This is a genomic window from Rhodoferax sp. UBA5149, assembly GCF_002413825.1.
GTDB lineage: Bacteria > Pseudomonadota > Gammaproteobacteria > Burkholderiales > Burkholderiaceae_C > Rhodoferax.
In genome coordinates this window covers 1-12042 of sequence record NZ_DHXT01000067.1, presented here as the reverse complement: position 1 = coordinate 12042, position 12042 = coordinate 1, and the positions used below count along the sequence as shown (strand labels likewise).

The 12042-nt window shown below is 58.2% G+C and carries 12 protein-coding genes and 1 riboswitch; of the genes, 8 read left to right on the top strand and 4 right to left on the bottom strand.

Translation table 11 applies throughout. The features are described 5' to 3' along the window. The 3 genes from B3V69_RS05460 to hisC all read left to right on the top strand — a co-directional run. On the top strand, window positions 1–609 hold a 609-nt coding region (locus B3V69_RS05460; protein WP_296444518.1), incomplete at its 5' end, for a CoA pyrophosphatase. 25 nt (window positions 610–634) lie between these two features. Beyond that, a complete protein-coding gene (locus B3V69_RS05455) occupies window positions 635–1621 on the top strand; it encodes a CobD/CbiB family protein (RefSeq protein ID WP_296444515.1) in 987 nt (328 codons plus the stop codon). A 56-nt stretch (window positions 1622–1677) separates the two neighbouring features. Further along, a complete protein-coding gene (hisC, locus tag B3V69_RS05450) occupies window positions 1678–2778 on the top strand; it encodes a histidinol-phosphate transaminase (RefSeq protein ID WP_296444590.1) in 1101 nt (366 codons plus the stop codon). Here the strand turns inward: hisC and rsgA are convergent. The 3 genes from rsgA to B3V69_RS05435 are packed head-to-tail and all read right to left on the bottom strand — an operon-like array spanning window position 2755 to window position 5334. Beyond that, window positions 2755–3675 carry a ribosome small subunit-dependent GTPase A gene (gene rsgA / locus B3V69_RS05445; protein WP_296444513.1) on the bottom strand — a complete coding sequence of 307 codons (921 nt, stop codon included), beginning with the start codon at window positions 3673–3675 and terminating at the stop codon, window positions 2755–2757. The two genes, hisC and rsgA, sit on opposite strands and share 24 nt — an antisense overlap. A gap of 25 nt (window positions 3676–3700) precedes the next feature. Next, the gene (locus B3V69_RS05440) at window positions 3701–4036 is read right to left on the bottom strand and encodes a 4a-hydroxytetrahydrobiopterin dehydratase (RefSeq protein WP_296444512.1); all 336 of its coding nucleotides are present in this window, start codon (window positions 4034–4036) and stop codon (window positions 3701–3703) included. 20 nt (window positions 4037–4056) lie between these two features. Further along, window positions 4057–5334, bottom strand: a complete 1278-nt coding sequence (locus tag B3V69_RS05435; protein ID WP_296444510.1) for a M48 family metallopeptidase — start codon at window positions 5332–5334, stop codon at window positions 4057–4059. Window positions 5335–5371: 37 nt separating this feature from the next. Here B3V69_RS05435 and orn point away from each other — a divergent pair, with 37 nt between their 5' ends. After that, on the top strand, window positions 5372–5959 hold the full coding sequence (gene orn / locus B3V69_RS05430; RefSeq protein WP_296444508.1) for an oligoribonuclease: 588 nt from the start codon (window positions 5372–5374) through the stop codon (window positions 5957–5959). A 248-nt stretch (window positions 5960–6207) separates the two neighbouring features. Further along, a complete protein-coding gene (locus B3V69_RS05425; protein WP_296444506.1) occupies window positions 6208–8091 on the top strand; it encodes a DEAD/DEAH box helicase in 1884 nt (627 codons plus the stop codon). 116 nt (window positions 8092–8207) lie between these two features. Here B3V69_RS05425 and B3V69_RS05420 read toward each other — a convergent pair whose 3' ends face one another. Next, a complete protein-coding gene (locus B3V69_RS05420; RefSeq protein ID WP_296444504.1) occupies window positions 8208–9422 on the bottom strand; it encodes a hypothetical protein in 1215 nt (404 codons plus the stop codon). A 74-nt stretch (window positions 9423–9496) separates the two neighbouring features. Next, window positions 9497–9588, bottom strand: a riboswitch (cyclic di-GMP riboswitch). A 348-nt stretch (window positions 9589–9936) separates the two neighbouring features. On the opposite strand from B3V69_RS05420, the gene B3V69_RS05415 reads away from it, so the two are divergent. From B3V69_RS05415 to B3V69_RS05405, 3 genes are all read left to right on the top strand, one after another. Further along, complete coding sequence (locus tag B3V69_RS05415) at window positions 9937–10557, top strand: TetR/AcrR family transcriptional regulator (protein ID WP_296444502.1); 621 nt, start codon at window positions 9937–9939, stop codon at window positions 10555–10557. A 97-nt stretch (window positions 10558–10654) separates the two neighbouring features. Further along, window positions 10655–10801, top strand: a complete 147-nt coding sequence (locus B3V69_RS05410) for a hypothetical protein (protein ID WP_296444500.1) — start codon at window positions 10655–10657, stop codon at window positions 10799–10801. Between the two features lie 358 nt (window positions 10802–11159). Further along, window positions 11160–11972 (top strand): enoyl-CoA hydratase/isomerase family protein, encoded by an 813-nt coding sequence (locus B3V69_RS05405; RefSeq protein WP_296444498.1) that lies wholly within the window; start codon window positions 11160–11162, stop codon window positions 11970–11972. Window positions 11973–12042 lie beyond the last annotated feature (70 nt).

Sequence of the window (12042 nt, the reverse complement as noted above, 5' to 3'; positions counted from 1 at the left end):
GCATCATTGCAGCCTGCGGCCTTGCGGCAACGCTTCGCGGCGCCTCCGGTGTGGGCGCCTGAGCTGTTGGCCGAGAAGAAATTTTCAGATCGGGCGCCCTTGCATGCTTCGGTGCTGGTGCCGATCGTGATGCGCGAACAGCCGACCGTCTTGTTGACCGAGCGCACCATGCATCTTTCAACCCATTCCGGCCAGATCGCCTTTCCAGGCGGCAAGGCCGACGAAGATGACGCCGATGCCTCGGCCACCGCCTTGCGCGAAGCGCAGGAAGAGGTGGGTTTGGATCCTGCTTTTGTGCACGTGCTGGGTGTACTGCCTCATTACGTGACGGGATCAGCGTTCATCATCACGCCGGTCATCGCCCTGGTGCAGCCGGGCTTCACGCTGACACCTAACGCCTTTGAGGTGGCCGATGTCTTCGAAGTGCCTCTGGAATTTCTGATGAACCCGGCTCACCATCGGCGTCATGTCTTTGAGTGGGAAGGGGTTCGACGCGAATGGTTCTCCATGCCTTATCAGGACCCGGTAGAGGGCCATATCACGCAGCGTTTCATCTGGGGTGCCACAGCGGGCATGCTGCGCAACTTCTACCGTTTTCTGTCGGCCTGAAGCGCTGTGCCGCTATGATGATCGCATGAGCTTTATCTCGGTGCTTTTTGCCCTGCTGCTGGAGCAGGCACGTCCCTTGGGCCGGGGCAACCCGGTGCACGCGAGCCTGCGCGCCTGGGTGCGCTGGTGCACCCGAAATTTTGACGCCGGCAAGTCGTTTCATGGCTGGCTGGCCTGGGGCTTTGCCGTGGGCGGTCCGTCCCTGGCGTCGCTGGCCATCTACTGGTTGTTCGATACTTTTTTGGGCTGGCCGGTGGCCGTGGTCTGGAGCGTCGCGGTACTCTATGCCACGCTGGGTTTTCGGCAGTTCAGTTTCCATTTCACCCAAATTCGGGATGCGCTGGCGGATGGCGATGAAGACCGCGCTCGCGAACTGTTGGCAGAGTGGCAGCAGATCGACGCCAGTGAGTTGCCGCGCAGCGAAATTGTGCGTCACGTGATTGAGTATTCGGTGCTGGCGGCGCATCGCCATGTCTTCGGTGTGCTGGCCTGGTTTGCGGTGCTGGCGGCCTTTGGTTTTGGGCCGGCCGGCGCCGTGCTGTACCGATTGAGTGAATTCGTCACCCGCTATTGGCAGCACAAGAGCAAAACACAGCATCATCCAGTCAGTGAGGCCCTGCAGCAGACCGCCGCTGACGCCTGGGTGGCCATTGACTGGCTGCCCGCGCGCATCACCGCCATCAGCTTTGCCGTGGTTGGCAGCTTTGAAGAAGCGATTGATGGCTGGCGTTACTACGAGCCGCGCTTTGAGGGCGACAACGACGGCATTATTCTGGCCGCGACTTCGGGTGCCGTGAATATCAGGCTGGGGAGCGCCGCCAGCGTGGCGACTTTTCCGGCCGATGGCGCGCCTGCGATGCCGCCGGGGTCGGTGGACCGGCGAAGCGGATCTGCGTCGGGGCAGACCCCTGAATTGGCGCACCTAGCGATCATTGTTGGCCTGGTCTGGCGCACCGTGGTGATGTGGATGGTTCTGCTGGCGCTCTTGACGCTGGCGCGCCTGCTGGGCTAAGTTATAAATAAAATACACTGCTAGCCCTCGCCGGATATGCGTTGGCTGCTATCAAAATGGAAGTGACTGGTCTTTTGCAAGCCTCTTTTTGCAGCCCCGTGGTGGGCCGACTTGTGCCCTACGTGCCGGGTGAGCAGCCCAAAATCGACAAATTGGTCAAGCTCAATGCCAACGAGAATCCTTACCCGCCGTCACCGCGCGTTATTGCGGCGATTCAGATGGCGGCGCAGCAAGGTTTGCAACTTTATCCCGACCCGGAATCGACGGCGCTGCGCCACGCCATTGCGGCGCATCACGGATTGGCGGCGCCGCATGTCTTTCTGGGTAACGGTTCCGATGAGGTGCTGGCGCACGCCTTTTTTGCATTCTTCCAGCATGGCTGCCCGCTGCTGATGCCCGACATCAGCTACAGCTTTTACAAGGTGTACTGCGGGCTCTACGACATCCCGGTTGAGCAGGTGCCCTTGACGCTTGACATGCGCCTTGATGTTTCGGCTTATGCGCGTGGGGAGGGCGCGTCGGTGGCCGGGGTGGTCATTGCCAACCCCAACGCGCCCACCGGCGTCGGCTTGCCGCTGCAACAGGTGGAGCAACTGCTGAAGTTGCACCCCAAGCGCGTGGTGCTGGTGGATGAGGCTTATGTGGACTTTGGCGGTGACAGTGCCATGCCCCTGATTGCGCAATACCCCAATTTGCTGGTGGTCCATACCCTGTCCAAGTCGCGTTCGCTGGCTGGCTTGCGGGTCGGTTTTGCGTGTGGCCAGGCGCACTTGATCGAAGCGCTGGAGCGGGTCAAAAACAGCTTCAACTCCTATCCGCTGGACCGCTTGGCGATCGCCGGTGGTGTGGCGGCATTTGAAGATCAGGCTTATTTTGAGCAGACGCGCCGGGCGGTCATGAGCAGCCGGGAAGGGCTGATCCTGGCGCTGGAGGACTTGGGTTTCAAGGTGCTGCCGTCTCAGGCCAATTTTGTTTTTGCACGTCATCCGCAGCAGGATGCGGCCGCCATCGCGGCCGACCTGCGCACGCGTGGTGTGTTGGTGCGGCATTTCAAACAGCCCCGCATCGAGCAGTACCTGCGCATCAGCATTGGCACGCCAGCGCAATGCGATGAACTGTTACACGCTTTGGGTTCAGTACTTTCGGGCCTGGCTTAGCTCGGCATACAGATCGCTATAAATTTTATAGCGGTTCGCGCTTATTCCATCGGGGCTACCGTCTGGTTTGACTGCGGCCATCACGCCGCAGCCCGGTTCATGCAGGTGGCTGCAGTTGTAGAACTTGCAGTTGGCTACATGTGGTTTGATATCCGGCATGTAGGCCGCCAGCTGCGCCGGATCGATGTGGTTCAGACCAAACTCCTGAAAGCCCGGCGAATCAATCAAAGCCGTGGTCTTCTCACTGTCCACCCAATACCAGGTGGTGCTGGTGGTGGTGTGTTTGCCCGAATTCAGTGCCTGCGAGATTTCACCGGTCTGCGCCAGTGCGCCGGGCGCCAGCAGATTGATCATGGTGCTCTTGCCAGCGCCCGACGGCCCCAGCACCAGCGTCGTCTTGCCGTGAAGCAGCTTGAGAAGTTCCGCCCGATCGACGTCCCCCGAGGCCTTGAGCGACAGCGGCAGCACGCCGTAATGCATTTGCCGGTAAGGCCGCAGCCACGCCCAGGCGCGGGCGAAGGGCTCGACCAGATCGCTCTTGTTGAGTGCGATGATGGGCGTGATGTGCTCGGCCTCGGCCGCGATCAGGGCGCGCGAGAGCTGGCTGCTGGAGAACTCGGGCTCCGCCGCGATCAGGATCAATATCTGGTCCAGGTTGGCGGCGAACGACTTGGTCCGAATCTCGTCCTGACGGTAAAACACGTTGCGGCGTTCTTCGATCTTCTCAATCGTGCCTTCGTCGCGCGAGGCCTGCCACAGCACCCGATCGCCGACCAGCCCCTGGCTTTTCTTGCCGCGCGAGTGGCAGATCAGGCGTCGTCCCTCGGGCGTTTCCACCAGAAAGTGGCGACCATAGTTGGCGACGATCAGGCCGCGATCGAGCGTGGCTTGTACCATCAACGGTGCGCCTGGTGCGTTGCCATCATGCGAGCAAGGCGTCAACCTGCGCCGCACAGTCAAAATCAGTCATTGAGATGCCGCCTACATCGTGGGTGTTGAAGCGCACCACGCAGCGACTGAAATGCACCGACAAATCCGGGTGGTGATCCTGCAAATGGGCGATGAAAGCCAGCGCATTCACGAACGAGATGGTCTCGTAGTAGTTGGCGAAGGTGAAGGTCTTTTCAATGGCCACGGCGGCGCCGTCGCCGGTCAGCGTCCAGCCTTCCAGTTGGGCCAGATTTGCTACTATTTCTGTAGCTGTCAGCGCCCGTCTGGCGAGGGCTGACCCCTCTTTTTTCTTCAACATGGTGGGCATGGCGTGGATTTTTCCCGTGTTTAAGTCATCATCCGCGCCAGACGCTCGGATGCCGGTGGATGCGAGTAGTAAAACTTCACATACACCGGATCGGGTGTCAGCGTTGACGCGTTGTCTTCATAGAGCTTGAGCAGTGCGCTGGCCAGGTCCGGGCCGCTGGTTTGAGTCACGGCATAGGCATCGGCTTCAAACTCATGTTTGCGCGAGAGTTGGGCAAACAAGGGTGCGATGAAGAAGCTGAACACCGGCATGGCCAGCATGAACAGCAGCAGCGCCAGTGCATCATTGGGTACGCCCAGGTTGGGCTGCACTCCGAGCCCGGCGTAAAACCAGGCTTGTGTGGCCAGCCAGCCCAGCAGGGCAAAGCCCAGCAGGCTCAAGGCAAACATGGAAATGATGCGCTTGATGACGTGCTTGTGCTTGAAGTGCCCGAGCTCGTGCGCCAGCACAGCGTCCACCTCGTCGGCGGACAGTTTGGCCAGCAGGGTGTCATAAAACACCACGCGCTTGGCCGCGCCAAAACCCGTGAAGTAGGCATTGGCGTGGGCGCTGCGTTTGCTGCCATCCATCACAAACAATCCCTTGGCGGCAAAGCCGCAACGTTGCATCAACGCCGTCACACGGGCCTTGAGTGTTTCATCCTCCAGGGGCGCAAATTTGTTGAACAGCGGCGCGATGAAGGTCGGGTAGATCAGCAGCAGCAGCAAATTGAAACTCATCCAGAAGCCCCAGGCCCACAGCCACCAGCCGCTGCCGGCCGCGCCCATCATCCACAAAATCAGCGCCGCAATCGGCAGGCCGACGACCGCACCGATCAAACTGGACTTGAGTAAATCCAGCAGCCAGAGTTTGAGCGTCATTTTGTTGAAGCCAAAACGTTCCTCGATGACGAAGGTCTGGTACAGGGTCAGGGGCAGATCAATCAGGCCGCTGATCAGCACGAATGCCGCCAGCAGGGCAATTTGTTGCCCCATGCCGCCGCCCAGCCAGCCGAGCAGCGACTGGTTGAGCGCGGAGAGCCCGCCCAGCAGCGTCCACGCCAAAAGAACGGCAGCGCCCACGGCCAGCTCCAGCAAGCCAAAACGCGCTTTGGCGATGGTGTAGTCGGCGGCTTTCTGATGGGCCGCCAACGTGATGGTGTGCGCGAAGGCGGGAGGCACTTGGGTGCGGTGTTGCGCCACATGGCGGATCTGCCGCGAGCTGAGCCAGAACTTCAGCATCAGACCGGCGAGCAGCGTCAGCGCAAAAGCGAAGGTCAGCAGCAAGGAATAAGGAAAAGAGGGAATCGAATCAGCCATGGCGCCCGAGTTTAGGCCATCGGCGACAATTCGGCGCATGGATGCTACGAACACCCCCCCGCCAAGCACACCGCTTGCCAAATCCGACCAAAACCTGGTCTGGCTTGACTGTGAGATGACGGGTCTTGACCCGGAGCTTGAGCGCATTATCGAAATTGCGGTCATCGTCACCGGCCCCAAACTCGAATCCCGCATTGAAGGCCCGGTGCTGGTCATCCATCAAAGCGATGAGCAGCTCGACAAGATGGACAAGTGGAACAAAGGCACCCACGGCAAAAGCGGGCTGATCGACAAGGTCAAGGCCTCAACCTTGTGTGAGGCCGACGCCGAAGCGCAGTTGATCGATTTCCTGAGCCGGTACGTGCCCAAGAAAGGCTCACCCATGTGCGGCAACAGCATCGGGCAGGACCGGCGCTTTCTGGCGAAGTACATGCCCAAGCTGGAAGCTTTTTTTCACTACCGCAATCTGGACGTGAGCACGCTCAAGGAGTTGTCCAAACGCTGGCGGCCCGAAGTCTACAGCGCGTTCAAAAAGCAGCAGCGCCACACCGCCTTGGCCGATACGCACGAGTCCATTGACGAGCTTGAACACTACCGTAAACACTTCATCAAACTGATTGATTAGGTAGAAACCCGAATCTGTGTGATAATCGAGGGCTGCGCTGCAAACAGCAGTGCATATTTGTACATCTCCCTTCATTCACTGGGTCCAAAGCCGATTCGCAAATTCGTATTTGCGGGATTGCTTAAGAAGGACCCCCAGCGCTGATTGAACTCTTCGTGAGTCAGAGCAGGTTCCGTTTGATGGTTGATGTTTTTTAACCATTGACGGAGCAGTCGCAGTCCCTGCGGCGCTCGCGTGTGAGTAAATTCATGACTGACGCTATCCAAGCGACGGGCGAATCATCGCTTGTCGAAAACTTTTCCAATGACACTGCCGAGATGACGCAAAACGTTGTCCAGGCCACCGAGACCGCTCAAGCCGTAGCGCCTGTTGAGGCCGCCGAAGAAGCGCCTAACGGCTTTTTGGCCCTGGGCCTGGCGCCCGAGCTGATTCAGGCCGTGAAAGACCTGGGTTTTACCCAGCCCACCACGGTTCAGCTGAAAACCATTCCTCTTGCCATGCAAGGCCATGGTGCAGCCGATGAGTCAGCCCGTTTTATCGATTTGATGGTCTCCAGCCAGACCGGCAGTGGCAAGACCGCCGCTTTCCTGTTGCCCGTGCTGCACACCCTGCTGACACAAATGGCCCAGGCCGAAGCCAAGGAGAAGGCTGATTTCGAGCAAGCGGTGGCTGAAGCCGTGGCACGAGGCGAAGCACCTCCCAAGCGTGCCAAGCGCAAAGACCCGACCAACCCGCGTCATTTCGCACCCGCCGCACCCGGCGCGCTGATCGTTTGCCCGACGCGTGAATTGGCCCAGCAAGTGGCACACGACGCCATCGATCTGGTGCAACATTGCCGCGGTCTGCGCGTTGCCAACATTGTCGGCGGCATGCCTTACCAACTGCAAATTGCCAAGCTGCAAAATGCCAACCTCGTGGTGGCCACGCCTGGCCGTTTGCTCGATCTGCAACGCTCCATGCAAATCAAGCTGGATCAGGTGCAATTCCTGGTGGTGGACGAAGCTGACCGTATGTTGGATCTGGGCTTCTCCGATGACCTGGCGGACATCAACCAGCTGACCATCCAGCGCAAGCAGACCATGATGTTCAGCGCCACTTTTGCGCCGCGCATTCAGCAACTCGCTTCACGCGTCATGCGCGAACCGCAAAAATTGCAAATTGATTCGCCGCAAGAAAAGCATGCCAACATCAGCCAGAAGCTGTTCTGGGCCGACAATGCTCAGCACAAGCGCAAATTGCTCGACCATTGGCTGCGCGACACCACCATCAACCAGGCGATCGTCTTTGCCAGCACACAAATCGAGTGTGATGGCCTGGCCAATGACCTGCAGCAAGAAGGCTTCTCCGCCGTGGCATTGCACGGTGCCTTGAGCCAGGGCCTGCGTAACCGCCGTTTGATGGCGCTGCGTCAGGGTCAGGTGCAGATTCTGGTGGCGACCGATGTGGCAGCACGCGGTATCGACGTGCCCACCGTCACCCACGTGTTCAATTTCGGTTTGCCGATGAAGGCGGAGGATTACACACACCGCATTGGCCGTACCGGTCGCGCCGGTCGTGACGGCATTGCCGTGACCTTTGCCGAGTTCCGGGATCGTCGCAAGATCATGGACATCGAGTTCCACAGTCACCATCAATTCAAGGGTGAGACCATTCCCGGTATGGAGCCGCAACAACGTTTCCCTGATTCGCGTCCCAACAGTTTTGGCGGTGGCGGTGGCCGTGGTGGCAACGACAACCATTCCCGCGGGAATTTTGGTGGCGGCGGCGGCGGTGGTCGTTCTGGTGGTTTCGGTGCGAGCCGTGGTGGTTTTTCAGACAGAAACGCTGCTGGCCCCCGTGATTCGGGCGCAGGCGGCTATCAAAATAATAGCGGTGGCGGCGGATTCGGTCAGCCCGAGGGTCGCAGCTACGAGCGCAAAGGCGGCTTCAACGACCGTTTTGCCGGCGCCCGCAACGATGCACCCGCACCGCGTGGTGATTTCGCTCCCCGCAATGACGGAGGCGCCCCGCGCGGTGATTTTGGTGCCCGCAAGCCGGCATTTGGCAAGCCCTCATTCGCCAAGCCGGGTAACGGTGGCAAGGTCTTCGTGCCGCGCGACGCGAAAAAATGGCCAGGCAAAACTGATCGTTGATTGAGTCAAACCTAAAAAAGCCCGAAAGTTGCAAGACTTGCGGGCTTTTTTTCTATTTGTCTCTCAGCCAAACTTCGTCCCGCACTTGCCAACCACAACGGCCAAACGCAGGCGGGCTATTTGAAGGTCCGCAGATACCGCAGGCCAACGCCAAATTGGGTCGGCGCCTCGGCATCATGGCCTGGTTGAAACTTCATCAGCGCCATGGTCGTCAACTGGCCGCCAACGCGCATCGGCGTGGCATAGGCAAACTCCAGGTCTTTCTCGGTGCCGGTAGGCTGAAGGCTGGCCGATTGGCTTGCGTACTGCAAAGCGCCATCGACTTGGTTTTGCGCAAGCGGCGTCGAAATTTGCATTGAGCCAGACATGGTTTTCAGGGGCATGGCCACAGTAAAGCCCAAGCTGTCGCCCTCTCGCAGCACATCCTTTTGGCCCAAACCAAGACTCCAGGCGGCCGTGCGTGAACCACTGGCACCGTCAATCAGGGACGCCGCGGTGTTTTCATAGCCCGTCGTATAGCCCAGTGCGGCCATGGCAGAAAAAGTTGTTTTTTGCGCGAGAGGAAGCGATCCTGCCAACGCCGCGAATGCCGTGCTGGGACTGGCGCCCAAGGCCAATGCGCCCGAGCCCGTCATCCCCGGCACCGAATTGGTTTCCTGCAATTGACCGATGGTCACCACGCCGGTGAGCTCGCCAAAGGCTTTTTGTACTTCAGCCGTGGCCAAGGATCGGGCTGCAACCGGTGCGGTCAGTTGGAATAGCGTCGAGGACGCTGAGGCGGCTTGGGACAGCATGCCCATGCGCATCACGGTACCGTTCCTGAACGTGATGCCGTAGCCGACGTGGGTGGCGGAGTTCGCCAAGTCGAAGTAGGGCGCATTGAAACGACTGCCTTCACCGCTGAGACTCAGCGGCGCCAAGCCCGTGGACTGCAAACCAAAAAAGGCGCCCGCCGTGCCCCCGGTACCGAATCCATAGGCGCTGCCTCGGTCATTCGAGAAACGGTAGCTCATCTTGGCCAACCTCAAGGAGCCGTTGGCGTCCGCGAGCCCCAATGGATATTGGACGGTACTAAAAGGTGTGTATTCGGCTGAAAACATGACGCCATTGACGCTGACGGTCAAGGCCGGCATCGCGGGTATGGAGCGCGTCGGCACAATGCGGGCGGCGCACAGCGTGGCACTGAGCGCGTCACTGCATTGATGGGGAGCCGAGCGGTAGCCGATTTGAGCGGTGTCGGCTTGCTCGGAGCGGGAGAGGCTGTCAAACGCGAGTGCGTTGGCGCAAAGCGCAGCCAGGAAGGCCGCCGTGGCGTAGTTGAGTTTGAACATGTTGTCGCCTTTACTGTTAGATAAGCAATAAAGGGCGACGCAGAAACCAGATTGAGCCATGTCGGCGACTCAGCCCCGGCAGCCCCGCTGGCATGACGCCAAATATCAGCGTCGAAGCCCGGTGGCTTTGCGTCCCCGACTTTCGCCAGGTTTGCCCTTGCCAGATTTGCTCCCATGAGCACGCCTGCTTGACCACTTCAGTGGCAGCCAATCCGGCAAAGTCTGTGCGTCAATTTTCAACCATTCCCGACGAATTTTCACGCTCGAAGCTGTATCCCGCCGTAACAAATCGCATGGTCGCGATACAAGTGTTGAGGCTTTTTAGAGTCATTTGCTCCGCACCCGAAAAATGATATCATGGTGGTAATATAAAATCCGTCCTACGCAGACGTCACGACGCTGTCGCGCTCGGTATTCAATGAATGCATCAGGTTCATTGGGTGCCAATTGACGGAGGTGTGCAGTCTCGGTGGTGTTGGTGTATTAACGCAATTGGTTCTACCGGAGTATTTTGATGCGCTATGCGAAAGAGCACAAACAGGAAACCCACCAGCGCATTTTGCGCAAAGCAGGGGAGAGATTTCGTGCCGAAGGATTGGATGCCGTGGGCGTCGCAAATTTGATGGAAAGTCTTGGCTTAACAGTGGGCGGATTTTATGCACATTTTGATTCCAAACAAGCATTGATTACCGAAGCCTGCAACGATGGATTTTCGCGCACGACGACAGGATTTTCAGAACTGGTTCGAAGCAAACCTAAAGGTGAAAAAATTCACTCGGTGATCAACGCATATTTATCAAAGCATCATCGTGACAAGCCGGAGGAGGGCTGTTTCGCTGCAGCGAATAGCGCTGAATTTTCGCGTCATCCGATTGAGACGCGTACGGCTTTCACGCGGCAGCTTATGGCATGGGTTGAAGTGATTGAGGAGGCGCTCAATGCGGACGGACTATCTGGCGATGCAAAAGGAATTGCGAGTTCAATGGTTGGGGCAATGACGCTTGCGCGCGCGATTGATGACCCAATTCTTTCGAACGCCTTCCTTGAATCAGGGAAGCGAACAATCAAGGCAGGATTGGTTGAGGGCAAGAAAAGGAGGCCTTCTTCAGTCGTCGAGCGCTCAAAGTTGGCTTGATCTACTGCAGTCGGTTCCCGTCGGTTTCAAAAAATAAATGAACGTTCAGACGAAGGCGTAGCCCTTAACAATCCCAGGCGCCGCCATGTGCGTACCCATGCTCCCCCTCGCGTCGTCTGGCCGGGGCGGATGCAGCCAGCGCCAGACGGTGTTGTCGCTGATGCCGGCGCAGACCATGCTTGGTGTCAGTCGACTGTTCCTGCCACAGTTGCTGGTCGAGTTTGAGGCAACCGCAGTCGCCTAAGAACTATCTCTGGGTAGGTCACCGTCTTCGGCGGCCGCCGTAGTCAATCGCATCCTTAGACCGCGGATCAACGCATGGGCAGCAATTCAAAAAGGCATTCATGAAACGCATGTCAATCGCTCAAGAAAGCCGTTTGAAAGAAGCCTGATTTAAGGCCCTAATACAAATACAGCGCGATTTGAACCGTTTACCCCGTTGCTGAGAAGTGGGACGCAATCAATTGGTAAATTCAACGATTGAGTTCCAGTTCGGTGAACCGACAGGGCGCCGACGTTACACGAGAAATTTGACGTAAAGCCTGTGTCGTCGGACTACATGAAGAGCCATATTTCTGAGTATTTAAGTAGAAGGAAAGAACATGTCTAAAGTCCTATATGAAGTCAGCGAGCGAATTGCATACATCACGCTGAATCGGCCTGATGCGAAGAACGCCATTGATCAGGATGTGCACAAACAACTGGTTGAAGCATTTACAACCTTTAGCAGCGATAGCAAGGCCGATGTTGCCATCGTCACGGGCAAAGGGGATGCATTCTGCGCAGGAATGGACCTCAAAAAGTTCGTTCCTGAGATCGTTGGCGCATCCCCCAAATACGTTCGGGAGATGGCTGACCTCGGTCTGGGCGGCCTGACGCGGGGCCTCCATCGCTTGAAAAAGCCAGTCATCGGGGCGGTAAATGGTTGGGCGCTCGCCGCTGGATTCGAACTCGCGCTCGCCTGTGATATTCGTGTTGCGTCCGAACGGGCCAGCTTCGGCTCCTTCGAAGCGCGCCGAGGGTTTCACCATGGCGATGGTGGTATCCCGCGGCTAGTCAATATGTGCGGCACAGCGGTAGCGATGGAACTGGTACTTACTGCCGATCCCGTAGATGCAAAACGAGCGCTGCACTTGAATCTGGTATCGAGTGTTGTGCCGCATGAGCAACTCATGGAAGAGGCAAAGCGATGGGCGCTGAAACTGCTGCGTAACGACCAGGCGGCGCTCCACTCGGCCAAGGAAACTGTGCTTGAGATGGTGGGCAGGAACCTGGATGACCAGCTTCGGCTGGAGGCCATGTATGGCTACTCCTGCATGGCGTCGGGTGTCGATGTGCGCAAGCGCCTACAAAGGTTTTACGAGAAAACCGACACTGGTCGCGTTGGTGCGCACGCTGCGGAAAAAACGGCGTAGTGCAGCTTCTCAAACGCCGGGGCTGGAACCGGTGAAACGTTGATGGGTTGTCAGCGCCGATTGAATATTG

Excerpts from the sequence above, each read along its gene's own strand:
- hisC (WP_296444590.1), top strand. The coding sequence starts at position 1,678 with ATGGAAGTGACTGGTCTTTTGCAAGCCTCTTTTTGCAGCCCCGTGGTG.
- rsgA (WP_296444513.1), bottom strand. The coding sequence starts at position 3,675 with ATGGTACAAGCCACGCTCGATCGCGGCCTGATCGTCGCCAACTATGGT.
- orn (WP_296444508.1), top strand. The coding sequence starts at position 5,372 with ATGGATGCTACGAACACCCCCCCGCCAAGCACACCGCTTGCCAAATCC.
- B3V69_RS05425 (WP_296444506.1), top strand. The coding sequence starts at position 6,208 with ATGACTGACGCTATCCAAGCGACGGGCGAATCATCGCTTGTCGAAAAC.
- B3V69_RS05415 (WP_296444502.1), top strand. The coding sequence starts at position 9,937 with ATGCGCTATGCGAAAGAGCACAAACAGGAAACCCACCAGCGCATTTTG.
- B3V69_RS05420 (WP_296444504.1), bottom strand. The coding sequence starts at position 9,422 with ATGTTCAAACTCAACTACGCCACGGCGGCCTTCCTGGCTGCGCTTTGC.
- B3V69_RS05440 (WP_296444512.1), bottom strand. The coding sequence starts at position 4,036 with ATGCCCACCATGTTGAAGAAAAAAGAGGGGTCAGCCCTCGCCAGACGG.
- B3V69_RS05435 (WP_296444510.1), bottom strand. The coding sequence starts at position 5,334 with ATGGCTGATTCGATTCCCTCTTTTCCTTATTCCTTGCTGCTGACCTTC.
- B3V69_RS05405 (WP_296444498.1), top strand. The coding sequence starts at position 11,160 with ATGTCTAAAGTCCTATATGAAGTCAGCGAGCGAATTGCATACATCACG.
- B3V69_RS05410 (WP_296444500.1), top strand. The coding sequence starts at position 10,655 with ATGCTCCCCCTCGCGTCGTCTGGCCGGGGCGGATGCAGCCAGCGCCAG.
- B3V69_RS05455 (WP_296444515.1), top strand. The coding sequence starts at position 635 with ATGAGCTTTATCTCGGTGCTTTTTGCCCTGCTGCTGGAGCAGGCACGT.